Consider the following 26,528-nt stretch of genomic DNA (forward strand, 5'->3'; position numbering starts at 1 on the left):
TTATTAGGTATATAGGATTAGCTTCACTTTTAACAATTTAAATAACTTTTATTGAAGAGCTCTCCCAGCAACTCGCAGCACCAACTAAAGAAGCATCCTCTTTTAGAGATGTAATTTTTATAACAGTTTTTATTTCATTTTCTTCTAAAAGACTGGTTAGTTCTGGTAAAAATAACTTAAATGCATTCGAAATATTACCACCAATTACTACAACTTCTGTATCATATTTCTTTATCAATGGCGAGAGGAATATAAATAGGTTTTTAGCAAACTCTAAGAACATCTCTTCTATATAGGATTCAGAACTAGTTAACTGAAGCAACTCTTTCACCCCTTTTACAGTTTTTCCTGTAATTTCAGTATAGCGCTTTAAGAACCAGCGGCTCGATAAATAATCTTCGGCAATCCCTTCTTTAAATCTTGACTTCCATAAATCAGCATCCTCAGTAATGCCATCGGTACAGATTGCTGATCCCAAACCAGTTCCCAACGTCAATCCTATAACCCTTTTGTAATTTCTCCCTGCACCATTAAACACTTCTCCTTGCAAAAATCCGACAGCATCATTTATAAAACGGATATTTCCAGCAGGGATATCCAAACGCACAGCAAGTTCTTCTTTAATATTCAACTGATATAATGCATTAAATTTGTCTTGATTCTGCATCAAAGAAATTCCTTTCTCATAATCAAACGGACCAGGCATTGCAATGCCAATCTTTTTGTATGATCCTTCTATGCTACTAAATGAGTTATTAATTATTTCACACCAATGAGCAATGATTTCTTCTGCGCTCCCTTGAGAATTTACAAACATACGTTTACATGAGTAAGAAAGTATCTCTCTTGTTTTCAAATTCACTAAAGCTGCTGTTATATGTGAACCGCCAATATCTACACCTAATACAATAGGTTTCTCCATTCTGTTATTTCTTTATTTTCAAGTTTGTTTTAATTCTTTTTTAAGAAAGTAGTTTTGGCTTTTCATGGTATGTTTTCCATAACAACTCTCCAAATAAGGTATTTGACCATGCAAACCATTTTCGAGTAAAGTTTGTAGGGTCATCTTTATGAAAGCTTTCATGCATAAAACCTGTGCCCCCATGTGTATTTTTCAATGTTTCAATACACCATCTAATTTCTTCATCATCTTTAGATGTAAGGGCTCTCATCGTAATACTCATTGGCCAAATCATATCTTGACCTATATGAGGGCCTCCAACTCCCTCGCCAGCAGAACCTTTAAAGAAATATGGGTTATTCTGTGATAAAACGAATTTTCGTGTGTTCTTATAGATTTCATCATCAACAGAAATGGCATCAAGATAAGGTAAGCTCAATAAACTAGGCACATTGGCATCATCCATTAAATATGAACTTCCAAAACCATCGATCTCGAAGGCATAAATTTTACCGTATTCAGGATGATTAAAAATAGCATGCTTCTGTATTGCAACTTCCACCTCCTTTGCCAGAGCCAAAAGTTCACTTTCTAATGCCGTGTCATTATATAAAGTTTTAATTAATTCGGCTGCTTGTTTCAAACTTACAACTGCAAAGAAATTAGAAGGAATCAAAAAAGGAAAGATGGTCGCATCGTCACTAGGTCTGAAAGCAGAACAAATTAGTCCTACAGGATTAACCGGAAATCCAAATCCTGCCATTGGTAAAGTATCGGTAGGCTGGGTAGTTTCACGTTGAAATTTATAAGGCCCTAAGTTTGTTTTCCTTTGTTGATCTCTGAAAACTTTTAACGTCGTTTGAATTGCTTTCTTCCAATTTTCATCAAAAGGGGCCTTGTCGTTTGTTTTTTTGTAATAATTGTACGCTAACCTTATCGGATAACAAAGCGAATCTATTTCCCATTTTCGCTCATGAACACCCGGCAGCATTTTTGTTTTATCGGTTTTCCACTCACCAACTTTTGTTTCATCATCATAAAAGGCATTCGCATAAGGATCTTTCAAAATACATTTGGTTTGATGATTAATTACACCTTTAATAAGATTCTTCAAAGGCATATCCTCATCCACAAACTGTAAATAAGGCCACACCTGCGCAGAACTGTCACGCAACCACATTGCGTCGATATCTCCGGTAATTACGTATGTATCAGGTTTATTATTTTTTTCTGAATAATAAACAGTTGTATCCAAGGTATTCGGAAAGCAATTTTCAAAAAGCCATGCAAGTTCAGGATTCTTTACTTCGGAGTAGAATGTTTGAATAACTGCATCTACAGCTCTACTTCTAAAATGCCTTTTGGAAACGTCCACACGCACTATCGGAAAACCCGGCGCTGAAGCAAAAGAAAGGTTGGAAGCAAGCATCCCCGCACCAAGCAGGCCGCTGTTCTTAAGAAAAGTTCTTCGTATCATAATTTAGTTTTTTAAAAGATTTATCTTTATTCCACTTATCAACTACATTGTAATGATATACCCTCCTACAATACTTCTTGCTCTAAAATTGCTGCCATCGAGAGTCTTTTTAGCCGCCTAATTCATAGATGCTAGCAATTAAATAATATTGAAAATATTTGCGACACGGTCTAGTAAATCGGTTTAGTAAAACTAAACTAAGAATTACTATTTAAAGAAAGAAATAATTAAACATAATTATTTTATAAATTTTTGCTGTTTGACCTACCTTGTTATATACCTCTTTGTACTTTGCTTTACATTCTAGAAGTGTGCAAGCGCTTTTCCTCCGTTTCATCTACGCTATTTTGTACAAAATAGCGTAGAAATAACAGATACTTATGCTATCATAATCACTGAAATGTCAAACAAGGTAGTTCTTTGTTATTTACTGGTCCTCAATCTCCATGAAAAGATTGTTTAAAGATTCAGAATAGGTGGGATGTGCAAATACACAAAATTTGAGCCTGTCATACGTGATGTTTCCTTCCATTGCCATTTCAAGTACAGACATGATTTCACCCCCTTCCGAAGCTAGAATTGAAGCACCGAGTATTTTTTTCGAATCAAGATCGACAATTGCCTTCATAAGACCTGAAGTTTCGCCTGTTTCAATCCCCCTTGCTACATGTGACATCGGTATTTTAGCAACTTTGTAATTTAGGCCCTTCGCCTCAGCTTCTGCTTCTGACATACCAATTCGACCAAGTTGTGGATCTGTAAACATACAATAAGGAATGGGCCTGTTGACTGTCGAATAATCTGTACCCTTCATTAAGTTTCTATAAACAAGTGTATAATCATTATAAGAAATGTGAGTAAAAGCAGGACCGCCCTTAACATCACCCAATGCATAAACTCCTGGAACATTTGTTTCAAGCCTCTTATTAACTAAAACATTCCCTTTCTTGTCTGTTTTGATTCCTGCAAGTTCAAGGTTTAACAATTGAGTTTGCGGATTCCTTCCTGTAGCTATAAGAAGATGGCTGCATGTCAACTTCTTGCTTTTATCCCCAGATTTTATGTGGAGTACAATCTGTTTATTGTGATTGCTGATCTCATCCGTTTCCGTTTCAGTTAAGATTTCGAGACCTTCTTCTTTTAATATTTTGCTTAATTCTAAAGCGATATCTTTATCCTCCTTTTTCATAATTCTAGATGATCTTTCGAGGATTGTTACTTTACTGCCAAATCGTCGGAACATTTGCCCAAATTCAAGGCCAATATAATTCCCACCAATAATAACTAGATGTTCGGGTACAGCCTCAAGGTCAAGAATTGTTGAAGAAGTGAGATAATCAATATGTTCCAAGCCCTTGATATCGGGTATGTTTGGTTTAGCACCTGTATCGATAAATATCCAATCAGCTTTTAACTGTTCTTCTTCCCCTGAATCTAATTTTATAGAAATTTCTTTTTTGCTACTAAACTTTGCTTCTCCGAAAATAAGTGTAAGATTCTTTGTTGCTTCAATCCCTTTTTGAGCCGCAGATCTGAAAGATTGGACTATTTTATCTTTGCGTTTTTTGATTTTCTTTAAATCAACTTTAACTCCTTTTACCTCAACTCCTAATTTACTTGCATTTCTAGCGTGATGTGCAGCACGGGCAGAAGCTATCATTGCCTTTGTTGGTGTGCAACCAACATTAATACAAGTACCACCTATTAAGTTTTTCTCAATAAGAGCAGTTTTCTTTCCTTCTTCCGCTAGCTTTTTAGCTAATGGAACACCCGCTTGTCCGGCTCCTATAATTATAGCATCGAAATGTTTCATACCTTGTTAATTTATGGTATTGTTTGATTAACAAGTAAAAGAGATAAGAGTTTAGATTAATCGAGTTCTTAATCTAATTCATCTTTCAGGAAAGCCATTACCTTGGCTCTTACAATCTCCGCATCAAACATTTTACCATAATGTGGAGCATCTTTAACCACAATCACATCATTTTTCACCCCATTTAATGTTAGCCACGAACTTAGAAGCTTGGATTGAATAGGTGGAACCATGTCATCTTTTTCACCATGAATAATTAAAAAGGGAGGATCATTTTGATCAACATAAGTCACCGGACTTGCTGCTTTTGCTAAATCGGGTCTGAACAACGGTGCGGCTCCAAGAAGATCGGCTATAGAAGACTCTGCATCTTCGCTTCCAGGAAAAGAAATCAGATCTGAAGGGCCATAAAAGTCGACTACCGCTTTTATACCAAATTGCGTAATCTTATTCGCTAAATAGAATTCCTTTACTTTATTATTATTCGATAAGCCCAACAAAGAGGCTAGATGGCCTCCGGAAGAAAATCCCATCAATACAAATTTATCCTTATCAAATCCGTATTGATCGGCATGACTATTTAAAAAGGCGATCGCTTTATTACAATCCTGAATTTGTGCAGGAAAGACAGCTTGGGTACTATAACGGTAATCAATAGAAGCCAATGCATAACCACTGTTAATTATCTCAGCTATCGTATTTCCCATATAGCTCATATCCGAATACTTACTATTGGTTTGCCAAGCACCCCCATGTATCCATATTATCAATGGAACTTTACCGGTGGTATTGGCCGGCATGTATATGTCTAGCAGATGCTTTTCCAGCGTATCATTATTATACGCTATATTATTATGAATAATTGTTCCCTTCGGAAAGAGTTCTGCTACTGGATTTGCCACTTGAGCAAAAGCGGACGCTGATAATAAAAAGACAATGGATAATACGGCTATAGTACAGCGGCCTATTTTCATAATTTAAGATTTATATATTACTAATTTAAATAAAGTCCATTATAAAACCCATAATTGGAAAAAAAATCATGTAAAAAAGGAGAGCCCGATACATTATCGGGCTCTCCTTTTTTACATGATTAACCTATCTAAATATGATTGCAACTCAATTTTACCTAGGATTTACTTTTTTAAGCTTAAAATGCTTATTCGTATCCCGGATTTTGAGTTAATTTTGTATTTCTATTTATCTCATCTCTGCTTATAGGCATAAAATACATTTTATCAAGCCATTGACGGTTTTCAATTCCCGGATCAAGGTCAGAAGGTGTGTATTTATACGTATAACTCTCAGGATCATAATGATATACCTGTACTTTCTTTCCATCCTTTAAGGTAGCTCCAATACGGATAAGACCGATTTTAGAACCGATAGTATTAGGTGCAATCATCCATCTTCTGGCATCAAAAAAGCGATGCTCTTCATAAACAAGCTCAATACGACGTTCGTTTCTATATCTTTGTCTCAACTCGTCTCCAGACTCTGTGATAGCTGGCATGCCCGATCTGAAACGAATTTTATTAAGCCAATTCCTGGCTTCACCATCTTGTCCGAGTTCAATACATGCCTCTACATAATTCAAGACTGCTTCTGTATATTTTAGTACTGGCCAAGGAATCGTTTGACGGGTATTCTGATCAATGATTGCTGGATCAGGGTCCGTAAATTTCCGGAAATAATATCCAGTTTGTGTCCCATTCCAATCTTCTATACTACTGGTTCTTGTATCTAATCCAGCTTGAACAGTTATGCTGCCTGAAGAGTTAACTACCTCATATTGCCCCGTTTGAATCTGATTAAAGGGGTCTAATCCTTTTACATCATTTGTTCTTGGTTTCCAATCAGCTCCGTCGTATAAAACAGTAGCATAAAAACGTGGATCACGATTTTGATAAGGAGCAGATGCGTGGACAGGGTTAGTCCAGCTAAACTGAGAACCATCTACCATTTCATAATCATCTACCAGATTCTGGATTGGGGTATTACCAGCCCAGTTATGATAACCATTCGGGCCATTATTCCGTCCTACATAATTTCCACCCTCATCCTTTAGTTCTGAGAAGAAGCGTCCTAATAGTAACTCGACAGCTCCATCGGCTGGTACAGCATTACTTCCTCCGCCTAATGAAAGCGTTTTATAATTTTCTGTTCCTTCTGCCGGACTCACAGGTGCAGACAGATTCATTTTGTAACCATAATTTGTTTGGTTAACAACCGCGAAAGCAGCATCTTTTGCCTTTTGCCAACGCTCTGTACGATCGCCTGAAACATATCCTAAATACTCTTTATTACTAAAAGCAGCAATTGTTGGTGATTTTGAAGAAGCTGTAGGAACATCATGCAGGTCACTAGCTGCATAAGTCAATACCCGAGCTTTCAAAGCTAATGCAGCAATGGCATTTGCGCGTCCTGCGGGATTGGTAACCCCGGTCAATAACTCCACTGCTTTGTCACAATCGCTCACAATGAAATTAACACAATCTTCATAGGTGCTCCTTTCTAATGTATAATCTTCTTCTCCCAGTTCATAAGGTTTATCGATTAATGGAATACTTCCATAGAAACGAAGTAATTGTTGATAATAATAGCCCCTCAAGAAATAAGCTTCGCCTAATAAACTATTTGCCTTATTGGTATCATCAAACTTTGATTCTGTAAGATTTACAATTGCTAAGTTCGTTGCACGTATTCTTTTATAGAGCTCAGACCAGCTATAGGTTCCATTAATCCAACCTTGGTCAGCAGCATTAGAACGAGATTCTGTAATTGTATTTATACCTCTTCCCGGATGTGTAAACATTGCTTCATCGGTGAGAGAAGCTTGCATTTGTTCATCTAAGCCTCCTTGTCCAAGACCATTGTAAATATCCAAAACGAAAGCTTCTGCTAATGCAGGATCACTCCATGTTACTTCTTCTGATACTTCTCCTAGAGGGCGGGTACTGACAAAATCATCCTTGCATGATGTAATGAACAACAAGGATAGGCAAACGCCCATATATTTTAAGGTTATTGGTATGTTTTTCATAATCAAAATTTTAAAAGTTTATAGATGCTCCGAAGTTGATAATCCTTGCTTGTGGATAGTACTGTCCGGTTTGATTAACTGATTCAGGGTCATAAGCCTTTATATTACTAATAGTGAAGAGATTTAAACCATTAGCATATAGTCTCAAGTTACTCACACCTACTTTTCTTATCAATTCGATTGGGAATGTATATCCAATCTCAAGATTCTTTAGACGTACATAATTAGTGCTTTGAAGCCAATATGTATTTCCACTGGAATAATACTGATCGCTTCTATCTGCTATACGTGGGAATTCGCTGCTTGGATTATCAACAGTCCACCTATCTTCATAAAACTCTAATAGATAATTTCCGATGGCACCTGACTCAGCCGAGCTCACCATGAGTTCTCCTCCGGTAGCTCCCTGGAAAAGAATTGCCATATCAAAATTGCGATATTGTAAGCCAATATTCAAACCTCCCTGAAAAGTAGGAGTTGTATTTCTGTCTCTTCTCACCCGATCGTCTGGTGTTATTGCTCCGTCACCATCGTAATCTTTATATTTCATATCTCCCGGACGCAGGTTGTTAGTTATATCACTATAATCAAGATTATTGGCCGCGATGTCACTTTCATCTTTGAATATTCCATCGTAGATATAGTACATTCCGGAATTGGTTGTTTTACCAGTAGTACGTTGCCATTCAGGTGCACCTGGTGATTCATCCCAGAAAATAATTTTGTTTTTAGCATATCCACCATTTATACTGGCGTTGTATTTAAGGTCGCCAGAAGCACCATTATAGCCAACATTGAACTCCCATCCTTTATTATTAACCTTACCTATGTTTTCTGCCGGAAGGGTCATACCTGTACTCTGTGGAATTGATGCATTTCTTTGCCATAGAATATTGGTCCGTTTATTCATAAAGACATCAAACTCGAAGTTGATTCTTCCATCGAACAACTGTCCATCTAAACCTAAATTATAATTATTTGCAACCTCCCATGTAATAAATGTATTAGGCACACGGCTCTCATAGAGTGATTTTACAACGTTTCCATCTACAATATAACTTCCAAAACCGTAGGTAGAAAAGTATTGATACTCTTGTAGAGAGTTATTATAATAGATATTATCATTACCCATTTGTCCGTAAGAAGCCCTAAGTTTTAAATAATTTACAACCGGAACGTTTTCCTTCCAGAAATCCTCTTCTGAAATACGCCATGCAGCTAATGCACCTGGGAAAAATCCGTAACGGCTGTTTTCGGGAAACATATAAGAACCGTCATAACGCCATAAAAATTCTGCAATATATTTCTCTTTGTAATTATAGTTAATACGCCCGAAGTAATTTAACCTGGCTCGCTCCCAAGCACTACCACCATTATTCTTTTCACTATCTCCACCTGCAAACAATTCATCAATAGCCCCAGAAATAAAGTATTTTCTAAAGGCATTAAAATTGTCATTTCTTATTGTTTCACGGTTAACACCGGCTAAAACATTAAATTGGTGGTCACCAAAACTTTTATCGTAGTTTACTACTGCTCCTAATAAAATATTCAGCTGATCTTCATTTCCCTGGCTTAAAGCAGGATCGGCATAAGGTCCTCTTTTTCCGGCCACTAATTTTGGTGTGCCATCAGTTTCATAATCGCCCTGCCATGTATAAAGATACCATGGAATTTGCCATTGTTTGGTTTGTCTAATGTATTTATCTGCGGCAGCAGTACCAGTAAACTTCAATCCCTCTACGCCCGGAATAGAAATATTAATTTCTCCGTTTGTTTGAAAGTAGTATCGTTTATCTTTATTGTATCCGGTTTGATCCGTTGTTATAACAACTGGATTTTCTCCGTATTCAATATCAGGACCGGGCAACCCGTTAGGCCAGAAAGCAGGCTGTGTTGGGTTTCCCCGCATTAGCATTCTAAAAATTGTTCCGGCACTTTTTGTCGGAAAATTCCGATCTTCTTGTCTTCCAAGAACTCCTATTTTAGTACTTATATAATCGTTAATTTTTGCATCTAAGTTTATACGAAGATCGTATTGTTTGTAATTGGTAGCAGAGTTTTTATAAAAGGCATCCTGATTTTGGTAACCTATTGATGTTAGGTATTGAAAATTCTCTGATCCACCTGTTAATTGAAGATTGTGTTGAGTTTGTGGCGAGTAGTCTTTCAAGGCTGCATCATACCAGTCTGTATTTGGATGAAACCAAGGATCAGAGCCGTCTTTAAACAACTGAAAGTCTTCAGGTGAAAATGGGGCGGTTAATGTGGAGCCATTTTTGCGATCGTAAGAACCATTATTCTTAAAAGCTGTATTGGCAGCTTCCCACTCAGAAACAGGAAGTTTAAACAGTTCCAGCTCGTTACGCATTTCTGCATATTGAGATGCATCCGCTAACTTCGGAATAAACGTTGGTTGCGAAAAACCTTGATTAAAAGTATACGATAAAGATGGTTTTCCAATCTTACCACGTTTTGTAGTGATTAAGATGACTCCATTGGCTGCTCTCGCTCCATAAATGGCTGCCGCTGCATCTTTCAGTACTGAAATATTATCAATATCTGCTGGATTTATGCGTTCAAAACCACCTTGACGGGCAGGAATTCCATCTACTACAATAAGCGGACTACTGTCTCCCAAAGTGTTAGTACCTCTTATTCGAACTGTCGAGCCATCATAACCTGGTTCTGCACTACCTTGAGTAGCAATTACACCGGGTAATCTTCCAGCCAATGAATTAGAAACGTTAAGAGCTGGCGATTTAACCAGATCTGCACTTTTAACTGTCGTTACAGACCCCGTAATGGTTTCCTTTTTCTGTGTACCATAACCTACAACGACAACCTCATCTAAGCTTGACAAATCGTCTTGTAAGACAATGGAAACCGAGGTCCTGTTGTTTACTACTTCTTCATGAGATTTATAACCTATCATTGAAAAGACCAGTGTTGCATTTGCAGGCACACCTTCAATAATAAATTTTCCATCACCATCAGTACTAGTGCCCTGTTGTGTTCCTTTGATGATGATTGAGACCCCGGGAAGTCCTTCGTTACCAGTCATTGAGTTTACTCGACCAGTAACGGTAATTTCATCTTGTTTGAGATTGCTGACCTCTGTTGTGTAACCGATTGGCTCTTCCGCAAAACCAATGGTTGGTGAAGCAACCAATGCAAGTATGAGCATTGGCCACAAAAACGTTTTAGTAATGTGTTCTGAATTCATAGTGCTTGGGTTAAAGTTTAAATGATATTTATTTAGGTAATCAGGTAAAAAATTTATCCTAGAGAAAACTATTTATTGAATATTTCGTTATTACATTATATGTAATAACTGTATTCTCGCATTGATGTGACGATTATCATAATTTTTTTATCACATGGCATTGTAAATCTAACTATTGAGAAATTAAGATGCAACAAAAAAATGAATTGAGATCAATTATAATTCCTTCCCTAAAAGTTTGCTCTATTCTTGGATGATTCTGTATGGTTTTTTTCTTTGATCTGTTTTTGTAAATTCGCAATCAATAATATCTTAGATTTCGAATTAAAAGTCTATTGTAAATAGACCTTATCTCAAACATCAAATGAATCAAATAAAGAAAATACCTCTGTCGAATTTAGGATATGATTTTATAACCAAAAAACATATCCCCAAAGGGAAGGACGAATATCATCTTAGGAATATTCAGAATAGAAGTGGTATTATATATCGGAATTTATCTGCATTTGAAATAGAAGTACTGGTTAAGAATGGAAATACTACTGATAACTGGAATAATATTTTGGTATCAGATGCATTCAATCCAGAATTGGTAAAAGCATGTAAATTCTACGGATTGATCCGGATTGGAAAGTTAGAGCCTTACTTTTTGGAGTATAATGATTTTAAAGTTCCAGTTGGTTTATATAATTCAACGATAATAAGTTCGGATTTCGGTGATAATGTTGCTATCGATCATGTGAACTACATGTCGCATTATATTATCGGCAATGAAGTGGTAATTGTACAAGTCGACGAAATGAAAACCACTGCCAATGCGAAGTTTGGAAATGGGATTATTAAAGACGGTGAAAATGAATCAACCAGAATATGGCTAGAAATCTGTAATGAAAACGGTGGTAGAAAAGTAATTCCATTTAACGGGATGCTTCCGGGTGATGCGTGGATGTGGAGTAAATACAGAGATGATAAAGCTTTGTTGGATAATTTCGTAAAGTTTACTGAAACAGAATATAAAACTGAACCCGGCTATTATGGTAAAGTGGGAGATAGAACGATTATTAAGAGTACAAATATCTTAAATGACGTATGGATTGGTTCTGATGCCTATATAAAGGGTGCTAATAAATTAAAGAATTTAACTATTAAATCAAGTGCGGAAGGAAGAACGCAAATCGGCGAAGGCTGTGAGCTTGTAAACGGTATTATTGATTTCGGATGTCGCATTTTTTACGGTGTAAAAGCTGTTCGTTTTGTAATAGCATCTAATTCACAATTAAAATATGGGGCTCGTTTAATCAACTCTTATTTAGGAAGCAATACAACCATCTCCTGCTGTGAAGTATTAAATTCTTTGATCTTTTCTGCTCATGAACAGCATCACAACAACTCATTTTTATGTGCGGCATTGATTTTAGGGCAAAGCAATATCCCGGCCGGTGCTACTATTGGTTCTAATCATAATTCAAGAGGGGCTGATGGAGAAGTTATTGCAGGCAGAGGCTTCTGGCCTGGGTTATGTGTAAGTATGAAGCATAATTCAAAATTCGCTAACTTCACCATTTTAGCTAAAGGAGATTATGATTATGAGTTGAATATCCCTATTCCATTTTCCCTGATAAGTATTGATGAGGAGCATAATTCATTGGTAGTTATGCCTGGATATTGGTTTATGTACAATATGTATGCTCTTCAAAGAAATACGTTTAAATACAAGGACCGGGATAAAAGATATGAGAAGATACAGCATATTGAATATGAATATTTGGCACCAGACACAGTCAATGAAATGTTTTCGTCAATCGCACTTTTCGAAACATTGGTAGGGAAAGCTTATAATGAAAAATTCGACAAGGGTCATATTTTGACCGAAGAGAAATATGCGGCTATTGGTAAAAAGTTGTTGACTGAAAAGGATGCTATCATTAATGAATTAGAAGTAACTGCGCCCGGTTTAGAGAATGCGAAACGAAAGGTTAAAATCATCAAGATTCAGCGTGCTTATGACCTTTTCCATTCAATGATTCGTTTCTATGGGATTACACATTTAATGGCTTATGCAACCGAGCATAATGAGTATTCTATCAAGAAGCTCAGTATTGATCTGTCTAGTAAAAGGCTAGAAAGAACAGAATGGCTGAATGTTGGCGGACAATTGATTCCTGAAGAGGATGTACTCGAACTAAGAAAGGATATCCGATCGAATAAAATACAATCGTGGGATGGTATCCACGAATATTATGTAGAAGAGGGCGAAAGATATGAAGGAAAAAAGACTTTGCATGCCATTACTTCTTTATTAGAAATAGAAGGAATATCTGTTTCAGATCTTAACAAGAAGCTTTTCACTGAATGGATCAAAGAAATAAAAGATACCAAGCTATGGATGGTAGATTCTATCGAGGCTTCTCGCAAGAAAGATTATACCAATCCTTTCCGTAAAATGATGTATGATACACAGGAGGAATTAGACGAAGTATTAGGTAAGTTTGAAGATAATGTGTTTATAAAAAACCAGAAGGCTGAGCTGAAAGTTTTTAATAAGAATTTAAATGCCTTTGCAAAGAAAATAAATAACTAACTATTATAATAAATATTCACTATCTTATACTTTAAAGAGGTGAAATATGGGTAAAGTTATTTTTATACCGACAGATTTTTCTATAAATGCATGGGTAGCCATTCAATATGCCGCCAATCTAGCAATAGAGTCAAATTGTAAGTTAATTATTATACATGCTTTTAAAGAAGGAGAAAAAGCTATTAAAGAACAAATGAGCGGCCTATTAAAACAATTAGTTACTGAGTTTCCTGAAATTGACTATCTCACAATTTACAAGAAGGGCAATTTGAATGAAGTGATTTCGCAAATTGCACGAAAATATCCACCAAAGCTAATTGTTATGGGCACCAAAGGTGCCTCTGGTTTGAAATACGTAATAGTGGGCAGTAATACGCTCAACGTAGTTAATCATTTTAATATTCCTGTTCTTGCTGTTCCAAAAAGTAACAATTTTTATTCAATCAATAAAATCGGTATCTTAAGTAATTATAAAAACTTTGAAATTGATGTTATGAGAAAATCAATTGCTGTATTACCAGTAATTTCTAATTTAACATTATTACATGTTCGCGAAAATGAGAACGAAGATGAAGAAACTATTATAGGTAGCTGGAAAGAATTAATGAAAGTCAAAACCGGATTAAAGAATATTGATCATAAAATTGGAATTGGCTCTTCTATTCTTTCTGTTGTTAACAATATGCTGGAAGAGGAACAGATTGACCTATTAATTATTACTAATAACGGAAAAAGATTCTTTAAAAGCTTATTTAACAGAGATCTTCTTAAAGCAATTGCTTTAAAGCCTCACATATCAATATTGTTTGTAAAACCTTAAAAAACAGGAACTATAAATTCTATATGAATCACAGTTCCTATTATTCATGTAATTTGAATCAGTGTACAATTTAAAATTTAAAAGACAGACTTGCTACCATACTTCTTAATTTCTGAGGATTAGCAGTTGTATATCCAATCCAGTATTTTTGATTTGTTAAATTGTCTACTTTAACACCTACCCTTACTTTTTTATAATCATAAAAAGCTGATGCATTGAAAATGGTATAAGCTGGTAATATGAACTCACCATAATAAACACTGTTAAGAATTTTATTATCGCTAGCATAATTTCCGCCGACACCAATACCCAAACCTTTGGCAATATTTTCTGGGAAACGATAGCTTAACCAAAGATTAGCCTGGTAAGGAGATGATGCTGTAGTTGGACGACGTCCAAGCACATCAGCATCTGACTTTTCAAATTTAGAATCGTTGTAAGAGAAGCCAGCTACAACATTTAACCCCTGATATGGATTAGCAATTAAATCAACCTCGATTCCCTTGCTACGCTGACTTCCATCTTGTATTTGTGCAGATAGTTGAGCTGCATCAGGGTTTGGATCAGCACGTAAAATATTATCAACTAAAATATTATAATAGCTGACAGTAGTTAATAACCTACCTTGCCATACATTAATTTTCACTCCACCTTCTATTTGGTTAGCATGCTCTAGGTCTGCAATTTTTTGAGAAAGGCTGTTAGGAGCATTAACATCATAAAATTGATAGGCTCCTAGATTGGTGAAGCTATTTTGATAGTTTGCAAAAAGAGATACTCTGTTTTTAACCGGTTGAAAAACTATTCCAAATTTTGGCGAAAGAGCATTTTGTGAATATCCATCAATGGCATCAGTTCCTGTAACACCACCTTCATTTTCAAATTTGTCGGCTCTTAAGGCTGCTAATATGCTCAGGTTTTCCGTAATATCTAATACATCGGAAACAAACGCACTATATGTTTTTGTTTTTTTAATATCGGGCCACGTAAAGTCTATTTCACCCGCAGCATATTTCTGACTCAGATTCTTACCATTAAATGAGCTATAATCGAAATTCGGATCCAATGGTACAGTATCATATACACTTCCAAAGAAATTCAAATCGGAATTCGTAGAATAAAAGTCAAGGCCTAAGACAATACGATTTCTTAATTTGCCAATCATAAAATCACCATTAAAATTTTGTTGAATTTCAAATGCATTTGCTTTACTGTCATCTGTAGATTGATCTGCTCTGGTTATATAATTACTTCTGGTACCGGCATCCGCCGCATTTCCAGTAACAACATTATTAGGCATTAAATAAAAGTATGAACCAAAACCTTCTGAAGAATTACGACCGGATGTAAAGTTTGTTGAGGCTGTGAAATTATCCGAAATCTTGTAATTTATCTGACCGTAAAAATTAGTGCTCCTAGATTTCTGTTCAAGTCCGTTACCTATGTACGATTCCTTATATTCCAAGTTTAAGTCTTTTGCATTATGTACACCTAGCTCGTTTGCTGGGAAATAGAAAAATAGCATTTGCTTACCTGTACTTTTAGCGTATGCCAACTCGGCATCCAAGCTAATCGATAGGCGGTCGTTTGGTTGATACAATAGACTTGGGGCAACTGCAAAACTTTTCTGAAAACCAACGTTTTGAAAACTACCATCATAATTATAGGCCGTGTTCAAACGAAATAATAATTTATTATCATTTGATAAAGGTGCATTTATGTCTGCACTTACTCTATGAAAATTATTGTCGCTACCAGCGATAGATATTTCTGATTGGTACTCTTGAAAAGGCTTTTTAGTAACCCGATTGATCGCCCCTCCATAAGAAGTGAGTGAACTACCAAATAAGGTCGCAGACGGGCCTTTGATAATTTCCAATCGTTCTAAATTTACCGCATCAACGGTACTTGACACAAAACCTAGAATACCATTTCTAAGAGAGCTTTGTGTAATAAAACCACGTGAATTATAATAGCTTCCTCCATCGCCACTTCTTCCAGTTGCTTCCCACATTTTCTGAACACCGGGGGTATTCCGTATAGCATCATCTACTGTGAATATCAGTTGTTCAGTTATAAGTTCTTTAGAAATCGTACTGTAGACCTGCGGATTCTCAAGATTTAGAAGAGGCATTTTAGAAACGTAATCGCTTTCCTTCTTAGAAAACCTATTGGCATTTCCCATGATTACCACCTCACTTAAGGACTGTGTTTCCTTGTTTAACTGAAGATTAATCGTAGTAATTTCTCCAGTATGAACTCTAACATTCTTTTTAGATGCGGTATAGCCTATACCACTAGCAGTGATTGTGTAATTACCTGCGGGGAGGTTTCTTATATCAAACTTTCCTTCGTTATCAGTAACTGTACCCGCTTGGGTTTCTTCTAATCTAATGCTGATGCGGCTCAATGGTTCTTCTAGCTCTGAAATAATAATCCCCGAAATGGATCCAGGTCTTTGTAAATTGTCACTTTCCATTATCATTTGAGCCTTTAATAGACTTGAAAACAAAGTGAGCATTATCATACCGAGTAGAACCTTACATTTAAAGTTAAATATGAACATAAGTATGTTGTTTATAATGATTATAAATAAGTGCCGCAAATGTAAAGAACGTATCATATAAATGCAATATTTATTTAAACTAATTATAAATAAACTATTTGCTGGAGTAAAAAATAATTTAATTCGAAATAGAATAGAAATTTTAAATGTTATATTTGGATAACGTTGAGTGATATCATATGAACTTTCTTAAGACCTCTTTATTAATTTGTTGCTTATGTATATTTTGCAAAAGTAAAGCCCAAGATAAATTTGATTTATTAATCGGGACCTATACAAATGGAACATCCACAAGTGAAGGTATTTATGTTTACACTTTTGATAGTGAGACGGGTACGCTAGAATATAAAAACGAGGTAAAAGGCATTGATAATCCATCGTATATAGCAATTTCTCCAGATCATAAAAACATATACGCTATATCTGAATCCGGAGGGGAAAGTCAGGTGTATGCCTACAAATATGATTCGTCAACAGGCAAACTAACATTTACAAATAAAGAATCAGCAGGTGGCCAGGGACCCTGTTATGTTTCAGTTGATAAAACAGGTAGTTACGTTTTTACTGCTAACTATGGTAGCGGAAGTTTAGCAGCTGTTCCTTTAATGAAAGATGGTTCTTTGGGTTCTTCTGTTCAGGAAATATATAATAAAGGAAATATAATCGACGGTAAGGAAGGAGCTTCTAGAATGCATTCCGTGGTAATGTCACCGGATAACAATTATTTATTTGCACCGAACCTTGGTATCGACAAGATTGGTGTATACCATTTCGATTCAAAAGCAAGCTCAAAACCTTTAACTCCTGCAGAACCTGAGTTTGTCAATTTAGCTCCAGGTAGTGGTCCAAGACATTTCGTATTTCATCCTAATGGAAAATATGCTTATGTAATTCAGGAACTGGATGGAGGAATTACCAGTTTTGACTATCATGCTGGAAAGCTCAGTCCAAAACAAACCGTATCAATTTTACCTCCCGATTTTAAAGGAAAATTTGGAGCTGCAGATATTCATATTTCTCCTGATGGCAAATTCCTTTATGGATCTAATAGGATTGATATTAACGAAATAGTTATCTATAATATTGATGAAAATACAGGAAATTTAACTTTTGTTGGAAGACAGTCGTCCATGGGCAGAATACCTAGAAACTTTGTGATCGACCCAACAGGTAATTTTCTTTTAGTTGCAAATCAAGACACAAACAATATTATTGTGTTTAGTCGCAATCAAAAAACAGGTCTATTAACTCCAACAGATATCAGTCTCAAAATAGACCGACCGGTATGTCTAAAATTTGTTTATTAGTAAGCAACCAATTCTCTAATCTTCCATAGATGCAATAACTTTATTAACTTCCTCCTCTGAGGCTGTTAATTTCTTTTTGCAAAGTTCTATCAAGATAGCAGCGCGCTTAACTTTAGCCCCTAACTCGTCAACTGTAATTTCTCCATGCTCAAGATCTGAAATTAAAGCTTTAAGTTCTTCGAAAGCATCATTATAAGTAATTTTATCCATCATTATTTTTCTTTATTGCTTTTATTATGCTTTTTACTTCACCATCGTAAAATAAAGTGATCAACTCCTCATCCTCATTAATACTACCAATATCTTTAACCAATTTACCATTCTGATAGCTAATACTAAAACCACGCCTCAATACATTATTAGGATGTAAAAGATTTATTTGCTGTTCTATAGATTTCAATGCATTTTCTTCAATACTTAAATGCTGCCTGGCTAATATCTTAATCGCATTTTTGAGCATAGTTATTTCTGCATTCTGTGTTCGTAACGCATTTTGTGATGCTAGTTGGAATTGGCGACTAAGCTGATATACGTCTCTCTTTTTTTCTTGAATGAGAGATGGAACTTTTTTGCCTAAGAAATCTTCCGCTTCTAAAACCGGAACAGCAAATTGATGGAAACATTGTATAAGGAAATCGGCTAACTCACTTGGAGTAATAGCATTTTTAAATGCAACCATTTCACTTACAGTTTCGTTCGTGGCGTGGCCTATTCCTGTTAAAATGGGTAATGGAAATTGTGCCAATTCGCTTGCCAATAAATAATTATTATAACAGGTTAGCCCAATATCACCACCTCCACCACGAATCAAGGCAACAGCATCAAAATTAGAGTAGTTCTCACGAATACTCTTTAATTGAGAAAGAATAGAAGCAGGGGCTTTATCTCCTTGAAGAAGTGCTGGAAACAATTGATATTCGAATTTATAATTCCAAATATTGTTCTCTATAATCTTGAGAAAATCGGCCAAACCTTTGCTAGTTTCTACAGAAATAATCGCCAACCTTTTTGGTAGTAGTGGAAAAATTAGCTCCTTATTAAGGTCAAAAATTTTCTCTTTTACCAAGCGATTAATTGATTCTTGCTTTTCCTTTGTAAGCTCTCCCAGAGAAAAGGAAGGATCAATATCCAAAATTCTTAAACTTACGCCATAAACAGCATCAAATGTTATACTCACCAACATTAATACATCTATTCCATCCTTTAAAGGTTCTTGAAGAACATCTATAAAACGTTGGTTGATAAATTGAAAATCGCCTTTCCACAGAACGGAACGCATTTCAGCAATAATTTTTCCTCCATTCTTTTCGACTAGATCCGGATAACAATGTCCTGAATGTGAATAATGGTTTAACTTATTCATTTCTGCTTTTACCCAGAAGCTGCTCGTATATCTCTCAAACAAAGTTTTTTTAATACTTCCAGCTACTTGAGAAAGTGTAAATATTTTCTTTGTTGAAGGTTCTGACATGCGGATTAATTCTTATTCAAATATACGATATTCATTAAGGAGCTATTTAAAGTAAATATTGGTTTTCTATATAATGCTCATTATAATATCAAAATTAATCTAAAAAAATTACCAAATCTCAAATTAAAGATATTACATTTGCCCGAATCTAGAATCAATCTAAATAAAAACAATGAAAAAAATATATCAATATTTTATCCTCATTGCATTGGCATTTTCATGTTCAAATGCGATTGCTCAAATAGCAGTTACTGGAACTATTAATGGTAAAATCTCTGCAAATGATGGTAAACCTGCACCTTTTGTAAGTATTCAAATAGTTGAGAATAGCAAAAAAACAATATCTGACGAAGATGGTTCTTTCACTTTCAACAATTTAGAAGATGGCGAATATACACTTAAGACTTCGTATGTTGGTCTTCAGATCCAGACTCAAAAAGTCTCAGTCATCGCAGGAAAGGCTCCAGTTGTTCAGTTTACACTTTCTGAGAATTCGGCTCAATTAGATGAAGTAGTAATCTCTACATACAGATCGGCCAATCTAAAACCTGTTAGCTCAGGAAAGATTGCAATCAATCCACTTGATTTACCTCAAAGTGTTGCAATTATTAGCAGTGAAGTGATTAGAGACCAGCAGGCTAATCGTTTAAGCGACGTATTAAAAAACGTAAATGGTATCGCCTTAGGAACGACCAGAGGTACAACCGGTGAAAACTTTTTTGCCCGTGGATATAGTTTAGGAGCCAATAACTATATCAAAAATGGCTCAAGATCAAACTCAGGATCGCTTCCCGAAGCGAGCACGCTTGAAAGCATTGAAGTATTAAAAGGGAGTGCAGCTTTACTCTATGGAAACGTTAGTGGAGGTGCTATCATTAACATGATCACTAAAAAACCTAAGTTCGAGAATGGTGGGGAAATTACCTTCAGAACAGGAAGCTATGATCTTTACAAACCAACCGCTGACATCTATGGACCAATCACTGAAGACATTGCTTTTAGGGTTATAGGAACCTACGAAACTGCTGGTAATTTTAGAAGCACTGTTAACTCAAACAGATATTATGTAAATCCTTCTCTTTTATATAACATTAGTGAAAGAACAAGCCTTTTAATTCAAGGAGACTATTTAGATTATAAAATGGACCCAGATTTTGGAATTGGGTCATTAGCTGGGAAAATACCAACTAATATTTCCCGCTCAAGTTACTTTAATACTCCTTGGGCTTTTAATGAAGGGAAACAAGCAACAGCATCAGCTGAATTGAACCATCAATTTAATAGCACATGGAAACTGAACTTTATAGGTTCATTTCAGTCATTCAACAGAGATTATTTCTCGACGGAAAGAATTCAAGCATTAGAAAATGGTGACTGGGATCGTAAAATAAATCGATCTAAAACTGCCGAAGATTATTATACAGCTCAGGTTAATTTGAATGGTAATTTCAATACAGGAACGATCGAACATACTTTACTAGTTGGTATAGATGGAGACAGGTACATGAACCAAACTAACGCATTCGACTTATCAACCAGCGATATATACGATAGGATCAACCTGTTGGATCCAACTAAATATACTGCCCGCGTAGATATGCCTGTTACTCATATTACAGGAAATACTAGGACACCAACAGACAGAATTGGTTTTTATATACAAGATTTAGTTTCATTAACTGAGAAATTCAAAGTGCTAGCCGGAGTACGTTACTCTTATCAAGGTGTTGGTGTTCCGGAAATTTACACACATGCAAGCGGAGAAACTAAGTCATCTGAAACGGATCGTGGAAAATATGAACGTGCTTTCTCTCCAAGAGTAGGTATCGTTTATCAACCTATAAAAACAACCTCTTTATTTGCAAGCTACTCCAATAACTTCTCACCAAATAGAGGTGTAGATATCAATGGAGATAACTTAAAGGCTTCCATAATCGATCAATACGAAATAGGTGTTAAGAATGATCTTCTTAATGGAAGAATTACCGCTAATGTTTCTTTATATAAAATCATCAACCATGATTTTGCACAAGCTGTTTTGAACCCGGTAGTTATAGGTGCCAAAGAATTTGCAGGGGAAACTACAAGTGATGGTCTTGAAATCGATCTTTCCGGAACGATCGCTCAAGGATTAAATTTCCTTGCTGGTTATAGTTATAACTTCATGCGCTATACCAAAACCCCTGGCACAAAAGGAAGCAACATTGAAGGAGAACGCCTAGTTGGTAATACTGCACACACAGCTAATGGTACTTTATTCTATACCTTTAGTGAAGGAAAGGTTCGAGGACTAAAGTTAGGAACTTCAATATTCTATACTGGTAAACGCATGGCTGGCTGGAATAATACAGTTGAGCAATCTCAACCAGGTTCTCGTTTAATTCCTGTAGGTGGGTTTACTACCATTGACCTTTCAGCCGGTTACAACTTTAAAAAAATCTCCTTATTGGCTAAAGTATCTAACATAACGAATGAACTAAATTATTACGTTCACGAGAACTATAGTGTTAATCCAATTCCACCAACACAATTTGTTACTACTATTGGATACAGATTCTAAAAGCAAACAAAAAAAGGCCTGCTTAATTAAAGCAGGCCTTTTTTTGTTGAGAATCCAATATTAATTGATCACAGGCAGAAAAGAATAATTCTTTCCGTATTCAATCATTTGCTCAAAGAACGATGTTGCATATTCGAGTTTAACATCGGTAATTTTTCCGTCTTTAATAACAGGAACTAACTTTGGTTGAACAAACCCCTTATAAGCTTTAAGATTTAAATCTGCATAACGACTCAAAACTTCTTTATGCAGTGCTGAATCTACTTTAACACCATATGTCTCTACCAGATTCTTACCAGCCTCGTAATCTCCCTCCGATTTAATACGTTGAATTTCATTTAATAGAGATCCAAAAAGTTCACGTAATTTCTCATAGTCATTAATCTGAACATATGTTTTTCCATTCTCCTTTACAAACTCAACAACGTTATCTTTCTTTCCTTTCTCGTATACCCAATAAGCATTTAACGCACGGTTTCTCATATGAGCCTCTTCAATATCATCACCTGCTTTTAAACGAGTCAATTGGGTCATTAAACCATTCATCATATAGCTATCGTATTCAGCTTTTCCAACTTCTAAACTTTCCATAACTCCCAAATCAATAAGCTTTTTATCCATTAAATAATAAAGTGCTACAAGATCTGCGCGGGCTTCTTCTAGAGTAGAAGCATAAGTTTTTAAGGTTTTATCTGGTGTTCCAACGCCAGGATTAATCTGCCCGGAAGCATGACCAATACATTCGTGCATATCGGTATGTAAATCACTAGCCAGATTACCATAAGTTTTCATACGATGAATTACCGCCGGGTCCTTAACGAATTCTTCCAGAAAGCCGCTGTTTGCACTACTTTCGTTATAAGCGTGAACTATATTGCTTAGAGAAACTGACTTAGAGCCATAATCCTTCCTGATCCAATCGGAGTTCGGAAGGTTTATTCCAATTGGAGTACTTGGAGCAGCATCTCCAGATTCTACAATAACAGTAATAGCTTTTGCACTGATCCCTTTTACTTCCTTCTTTTTATGCTCAGCTTCCAAAGGAGAATTATCCTCGAACCATTGAGCTTCATCTGCAATAGCCTTAATTCGCTTGGTTGTCTCAAAATCGCGAAGAGATAATACCCCTTCGAAACTTCCTTTGATGCCTAAAGCATCATTATAAACTTCTATAAAACCGTTAGCAAAATCAATTACACTAGCTGTGTCTTGTACCCATGAGATATTGTATTCATCCCATTTCTTAAGATCTCCAGTTTTGTAATATTCAATTAACAGATCAAGTGATTTTTTCTGATTATCATTCTCAGCAACGGTAGCTGCTTTCTTTAACCAATAAATAACTTTGTCGATAGCAGTCCCGTACATGCCTCCAGATTTCCAAACCTCCTCAACTAGAGCTCCATCTTTCTTGGTTAGTTTACTGTTTAATCCCCATTCGGGTTCATGGTCACTTTGAGGGAATGTGGCATAAAATGCTTCTACCTCTTTTTGGCTTACATTTTCATAAAAGTTATTCGCTGATCCAGCAACATTATCGATACCTTCTTTTAAGTTAACCATTTTAGGAGCAAAATTAGGATCGAAGATGACCGGTTTTATACGTGTTAGAAATTGATCTATATCTTCTCCTTCTCCTAAAGGCAGATTTTCTTCATTTACGGCCATTAATAATGACACAAAATATTCTTCATTAAATCCGGGAGTAAACTTATCATTAGAATAATGATGATAAATTCCATTGCTGAACCAAACCTGACCCGCATAAGTTCTAAAAGCTTCCCATTCTTTACCTGACTTTTCAGTTGCCGGGTTATCCCAGATAGCTTCAATAGTTTTACGGATAAGAAGATTATACTTTCCGCGTTGATCATAAATAATATCTCTACCAGATAGTGCTGCCTCATATAAATAATAGGCAAGCTCTTTCTGCTTAGGGTCTAAATCATCCCACCCGGGAACTTCATATTTAAGAATTTGTAAATCTGCAAAAGATTCAAGTTGACCAGTTTCTGATATAGATGTATCAGCGTCTGGAGTACTTCTGCAAGCGGAAAAGAATACCATTACAGAAAGTAAAACTATTCCAAAAGTGGGTTTATTTATCATAATGTATGTATTAAACGGTAAGTATATAATTTAACTTAATCAAGAGAATAATCAAAACTAAAATAAATTTATGAAATATAAATTGGGGTCTGACCTAACAAGCTAAATCAAACATTTGTCTTTTTTTAAAAGCCACTTCAAATAATTTATATTCTTACCTACATCTAGGTATTTCTTTTCATAATAAGTCTTAATGGATAAAGTCTCATCCAAGAGTTTCGAATGATAAAGATCGGTTGTATTTGCTACGATTTGCTCTCCAAGTTCTTCAAGCTTTTCAAAGGTATATTTATACAGCCCATCATTGTCCGTTTTCAAATGCATATATCCGCCATTCTGAAGTATAACCCGATAATTATCAAGAAATCTATCGTATGTTAACCTTTTCTTTTCCCTACTTGTCTGAGGCTGTGGATCAGGGAATGTTATCCATATTTCCGAAACTTCCGACTCTGAAAAGTACGTTAATATATCTTCAATCTGGATTCTTAGAAAGGCTACATTATTAATGGATTCTTTGATTGCTGCCTTTGCTCCCATCCAAATCCTATTACCCTTATAATCAATACCTATAAAATTCTTATCAGGAAAAGCTTTTGCCATATTTACTGAATATTCGCCTTTACCACAAGCTAATTCAAGCACGATGGGATTATCATTCTTAAAATGACTCTTAGACCAATTACCTTTATTAACTAAACCCTCCTCCAATTGATATACATTCTCAAAAGTCCCAATTTCTGCAAACTTCCTTAATTTATCTTTGCCCATATATAGTTATTGCTTGGCTTTATACTTTAATAGGGGCAAAAATAGTTTTATCTTTGGATATCATTATAAAAACGTGGAGAAAGAAGCTAAAATATACATTGCGGGACATCGAGGAATGGTTGGATCGGCTATTCTTAGGAAATTAAAAAACAAGGGATATTCTAATTTCATATTGAAGACCTCATCCGAGCTCGACTTAAGAAATCAGCAAGCAGTCATCGAATTTTTCAAAAAAGAAAAACCAGACTATGTGTTTCTGGCCGCTGCAAAAGTAGGAGGTATTAACGCCAATAATGTATATAGAGCTGAGTTCCTATATGATAATTTAAGTATACAAAATAATGTTATCCACAGCTCCTATATATATGGAACAAAAAAACTGCTGTTTTTAGGTTCAAGCTGCATTTACCCCAAATTAGCACCCCAACCTCTTAAAGAAGAATATATTTTAAGTGGTAAACTTGAACCTACCAATGAGCCCTACGCTATTGCAAAAATTGCAGGGATAAAACTTTGTGAAGCTTATAGGGATCAGTATACCTGTAATTTTATTTCAGTAATGCCGACGAATTTATACGGAATTAATGATAATTACCATCCGGAAAATTCACATGTTTTACCTGCTTTGATTAGAAGGTTTCATGAAGCTAAGGTTAATAATTTGGCAGAAGTAACAATCTGGGGAAGCGGGACACCTCTTAGAGAGTTTCTTTTTGCCGACGATATGGCAGACGCATCTGTGTTTTTAATGGAAACTTATGATAAAAAAGAGTTTGTGAACATAGGGACAAACAAAGAGATTAGTATCGAAAACTTAGCAGAGCTAATAAAAACAATCATAGGATACAAAGGAAATATAGTATATGACTCTAGTAAACCCGATGGTACTCCAAGAAAATTATTAGATGTTTCTAAACTTAATGGGCTGGGATGGCGTTATAGTACAGAACTGAAAGAAGGTATTGAAATCGCATATAAAGACTTTCTTAAAAAGAACTAATAGGATTCACTATCCGGTGGAATACCATAATCTTTCCTCTTTTTATTAGATTTTTGAGATTTGGGCCGTATAATATCGGTTACCTTATCAATTATCTTTGTAATTTTCTCTTGATTTACACGGCCAGCCATTTTTTGTGTAGCAATTAATAATAAAGCCTTTTTAAGAAACCCTGCTTTACGAAATAATACTTTATTAAAAAGAAAGGGCAAGCCTACTCTCAATGAATTCGTTAGCCAATCAGAATTCGTATCCGTTGCTCCAGAGAACGAATTCAGATCATTGCTTATTTTAGGAAACCACGATGTTAGTTTATTAAAAACCCTTATAGGAGACTCTATCTTATCTTGTAATAATATAAATTGATCACTCAAGTAGTTTTCCTGTTCTTTCTGTAAAAGTGTCAATCTAGAGATTTCTGCCCTAAGCTCATCAACATTTGTAATATTTCTATTATTATTTGCTATCATCTGATTCGTTCCATTTTTTAAAAAACTTTCTAATAGAAAGATTAATTAAATTGTTCTCTATTCTTCTTTTAAGAATTTTCAAAATAAGAAGAAAGAGGATATATACACCACCTACAGTTAAGAATCCCAAAGAATTACTATCAAATAAATCACCGAAATAAAATCCTAAACTGATACTTAAAAATAATAACACAAAAAAACTAAATATAATAAATAGCCCATCTGTTATAACACTCGATATAATATCAGAAACACGACTAACAATTCTCAAAATTGTCAGGTCCTTTGTATTATCTATATATTCTTTTATCTTTTGTAGTACTCCTTGAAAAGAAAATTTCTGATCTTCCATTTTTTATATTTTAAGAAGGCTATGTATATTAAATACACTAACCTTCTTTTGTTCGTTTATA

Annotated in this window: 18 protein-coding genes; 5 read left to right on the forward strand and 13 right to left on the reverse strand. The window is 35.4% G+C overall.

What is annotated here, in order from left to right:
• Nucleotides 1-37: 37 nt before the first annotated feature.
• The 6 genes from VL047_RS11465 to VL047_RS11490 form a co-directional block, all read right to left on the reverse strand.
• The gene (locus VL047_RS11465; protein ID WP_325360686.1) at nt 38-922 is read right to left on the reverse strand and encodes an ROK family protein; all 885 of its coding nucleotides are present in this window, start codon (nt 920-922) and stop codon (nt 38-40) included.
• A 40-nt stretch (nt 923-962) separates the two neighbouring features.
• Nucleotides 963-2,378, reverse strand: coding sequence for a glycoside hydrolase family 125 protein (locus tag VL047_RS11470; protein ID WP_325360687.1), 1,416 nt, complete (start codon nt 2,376-2,378; stop codon nt 963-965).
• Nucleotides 2,379-2,805: 427 nt separating this feature from the next.
• Nucleotides 2,806-4,191, reverse strand: a complete 1,386-nt coding sequence (locus VL047_RS11475; protein ID WP_325360689.1) for a mercuric reductase — start codon at nt 4,189-4,191, stop codon at nt 2,806-2,808.
• 68 nt (nt 4,192-4,259) lie between these two features.
• Nucleotides 4,260-5,165 carry an alpha/beta hydrolase gene (locus VL047_RS11480; RefSeq protein WP_325360691.1) on the reverse strand — a complete coding sequence of 302 codons (906 nt, stop codon included), beginning with the start codon at nt 5,163-5,165 and terminating at the stop codon, nt 4,260-4,262.
• 185 nt (nt 5,166-5,350) lie between these two features.
• Complete coding sequence (locus VL047_RS11485; protein ID WP_325360692.1) at nt 5,351-7,234, reverse strand: RagB/SusD family nutrient uptake outer membrane protein; 1,884 nt, start codon at nt 7,232-7,234, stop codon at nt 5,351-5,353.
• Nucleotides 7,235-7,244: 10 nt separating this feature from the next.
• Entirely contained in the window at nt 7,245-10,460 is a 3,216-nt protein-coding gene (locus tag VL047_RS11490) for a TonB-dependent receptor (protein ID WP_325360694.1), read from the reverse strand.
• A 364-nt stretch (nt 10,461-10,824) separates the two neighbouring features.
• Between VL047_RS11490 and VL047_RS11495 the strand changes: the two genes are divergently transcribed.
• Nucleotides 10,825-13,041, forward strand: coding sequence for a DUF4954 family protein (locus tag VL047_RS11495; RefSeq protein WP_325360695.1), 2,217 nt, complete (start codon nt 10,825-10,827; stop codon nt 13,039-13,041).
• Nucleotides 13,042-13,087: 46 nt separating this feature from the next.
• Nucleotides 13,088-13,861: a universal stress protein gene (locus tag VL047_RS11500; protein WP_325360697.1), complete on the forward strand. Its 774-nt coding sequence runs from the start codon at nt 13,088-13,090 to the stop codon at nt 13,859-13,861.
• Between the two features lie 70 nt (nt 13,862-13,931).
• Here VL047_RS11500 and VL047_RS11505 read toward each other — a convergent pair whose 3' ends face one another.
• Nucleotides 13,932-16,340: a TonB-dependent receptor gene (locus VL047_RS11505; RefSeq protein WP_325360699.1), complete on the reverse strand. Its 2,409-nt coding sequence runs from the start codon at nt 16,338-16,340 to the stop codon at nt 13,932-13,934.
• Nucleotides 16,341-16,606: 266 nt separating this feature from the next.
• Here VL047_RS11505 and VL047_RS11510 point away from each other — a divergent pair, with 266 nt between their 5' ends.
• Entirely contained in the window at nt 16,607-17,734 is a 1,128-nt protein-coding gene (locus VL047_RS11510; protein ID WP_325360700.1) for a lactonase family protein, read from the forward strand.
• A 15-nt stretch (nt 17,735-17,749) separates the two neighbouring features.
• Here the strand turns inward: VL047_RS11510 and xseB are convergent, their stop codons facing one another.
• Together xseB and xseA are read right to left on the reverse strand one after the other, a co-directional pair.
• Nucleotides 17,750-17,947, reverse strand: coding sequence for an exodeoxyribonuclease VII small subunit (gene xseB / locus VL047_RS11515; RefSeq protein WP_325360702.1), 198 nt, complete (start codon nt 17,945-17,947; stop codon nt 17,750-17,752).
• The gene (xseA, locus tag VL047_RS11520; RefSeq protein ID WP_325360704.1) at nt 17,937-19,205 is read right to left on the reverse strand and encodes an exodeoxyribonuclease VII large subunit; all 1,269 of its coding nucleotides are present in this window, start codon (nt 19,203-19,205) and stop codon (nt 17,937-17,939) included. Before xseA ends, xseB begins: the two co-directional genes overlap by 11 nt.
• A 172-nt stretch (nt 19,206-19,377) precedes the next feature.
• Here xseA and VL047_RS11525 point away from each other — a divergent pair, with 172 nt between their 5' ends.
• Entirely contained in the window at nt 19,378-21,765 is a 2,388-nt protein-coding gene (locus VL047_RS11525) for a TonB-dependent receptor (protein ID WP_325360706.1), read from the forward strand.
• 60 nt (nt 21,766-21,825) lie between these two features.
• Here VL047_RS11525 and VL047_RS11530 read toward each other — a convergent pair whose 3' ends face one another.
• Entirely contained in the window at nt 21,826-23,874 is a 2,049-nt protein-coding gene (locus tag VL047_RS11530; RefSeq protein ID WP_325360708.1) for a dipeptidyl-peptidase 3 family protein, read from the reverse strand.
• Between the two features lie 102 nt (nt 23,875-23,976).
• Nucleotides 23,977-24,645 (reverse strand): tRNA (guanosine(46)-N7)-methyltransferase TrmB, encoded by a 669-nt coding sequence (trmB, locus tag VL047_RS11535; RefSeq protein ID WP_325360710.1) that lies wholly within the window; start codon nt 24,643-24,645, stop codon nt 23,977-23,979.
• 73 nt (nt 24,646-24,718) lie between these two features.
• On the opposite strand from trmB, the gene VL047_RS11540 reads away from it, so the two are divergent.
• Nucleotides 24,719-25,645, forward strand: coding sequence for a GDP-L-fucose synthase (locus VL047_RS11540; protein ID WP_325360712.1), 927 nt, complete (start codon nt 24,719-24,721; stop codon nt 25,643-25,645).
• On the opposite strand, the gene VL047_RS11545 is transcribed toward VL047_RS11540, so the two are convergent.
• Both VL047_RS11545 and VL047_RS11550 read right to left on the reverse strand, forming a co-directional pair.
• Complete coding sequence (locus VL047_RS11545) at nt 25,642-26,115, reverse strand: hypothetical protein (RefSeq protein ID WP_325360714.1); 474 nt, start codon at nt 26,113-26,115, stop codon at nt 25,642-25,644. The genes VL047_RS11540 and VL047_RS11545 overlap by 4 nt on opposite strands.
• Nucleotides 26,102-26,467 carry a hypothetical protein gene (locus tag VL047_RS11550; protein ID WP_325360716.1) on the reverse strand — a complete coding sequence of 122 codons (366 nt, stop codon included), beginning with the start codon at nt 26,465-26,467 and terminating at the stop codon, nt 26,102-26,104. The genes VL047_RS11545 and VL047_RS11550 overlap by 14 nt, the downstream gene beginning before the upstream one ends.
• Nucleotides 26,468-26,528: the final 61 nt, after the last annotated feature.

The sequence above is a fragment of the Albibacterium sp. genome, from assembly GCF_035514885.1.
Lineage (GTDB): Bacteria > Bacteroidota > Bacteroidia > Sphingobacteriales > Sphingobacteriaceae > Albibacterium.

Excerpts from the sequence above, each read along its gene's own strand:
- VL047_RS11470 (WP_325360687.1), bottom strand. The coding sequence starts at position 2,378 with ATGATACGAAGAACTTTTCTTAAGAACAGCGGCCTGCTTGGTGCGGGG.
- VL047_RS11545 (WP_325360714.1), bottom strand. The coding sequence starts at position 26,115 with ATGATAGCAAATAATAATAGAAATATTACAAATGTTGATGAGCTTAGG.
- VL047_RS11525 (WP_325360706.1), top strand. The coding sequence starts at position 19,378 with ATGAAAAAAATATATCAATATTTTATCCTCATTGCATTGGCATTTTCA.
- VL047_RS11465 (WP_325360686.1), bottom strand. The coding sequence starts at position 922 with ATGGAGAAACCTATTGTATTAGGTGTAGATATTGGCGGTTCACATATA.
- VL047_RS11485 (WP_325360692.1), bottom strand. The coding sequence starts at position 7,234 with ATGAAAAACATACCAATAACCTTAAAATATATGGGCGTTTGCCTATCC.
- VL047_RS11495 (WP_325360695.1), top strand. The coding sequence starts at position 10,825 with ATGAATCAAATAAAGAAAATACCTCTGTCGAATTTAGGATATGATTTT.
- VL047_RS11480 (WP_325360691.1), bottom strand. The coding sequence starts at position 5,165 with ATGAAAATAGGCCGCTGTACTATAGCCGTATTATCCATTGTCTTTTTA.
- trmB (WP_325360710.1), bottom strand. The coding sequence starts at position 24,645 with ATGGGCAAAGATAAATTAAGGAAGTTTGCAGAAATTGGGACTTTTGAG.
- VL047_RS11500 (WP_325360697.1), top strand. The coding sequence starts at position 13,088 with ATGGGTAAAGTTATTTTTATACCGACAGATTTTTCTATAAATGCATGG.
- VL047_RS11530 (WP_325360708.1), bottom strand. The coding sequence starts at position 23,874 with ATGATAAATAAACCCACTTTTGGAATAGTTTTACTTTCTGTAATGGTA.
- VL047_RS11550 (WP_325360716.1), bottom strand. The coding sequence starts at position 26,467 with ATGGAAGATCAGAAATTTTCTTTTCAAGGAGTACTACAAAAGATAAAA.
- xseA (WP_325360704.1), bottom strand. The coding sequence starts at position 19,205 with ATGTCAGAACCTTCAACAAAGAAAATATTTACACTTTCTCAAGTAGCT.
- VL047_RS11505 (WP_325360699.1), bottom strand. The coding sequence starts at position 16,340 with ATGGAAAGTGACAATTTACAAAGACCTGGATCCATTTCGGGGATTATT.
- VL047_RS11475 (WP_325360689.1), bottom strand. The coding sequence starts at position 4,191 with ATGAAACATTTCGATGCTATAATTATAGGAGCCGGACAAGCGGGTGTT.
- VL047_RS11510 (WP_325360700.1), top strand. The coding sequence starts at position 16,607 with ATGAACTTTCTTAAGACCTCTTTATTAATTTGTTGCTTATGTATATTT.
- xseB (WP_325360702.1), bottom strand. The coding sequence starts at position 17,947 with ATGATGGATAAAATTACTTATAATGATGCTTTCGAAGAACTTAAAGCT.
- VL047_RS11490 (WP_325360694.1), bottom strand. The coding sequence starts at position 10,460 with ATGAATTCAGAACACATTACTAAAACGTTTTTGTGGCCAATGCTCATA.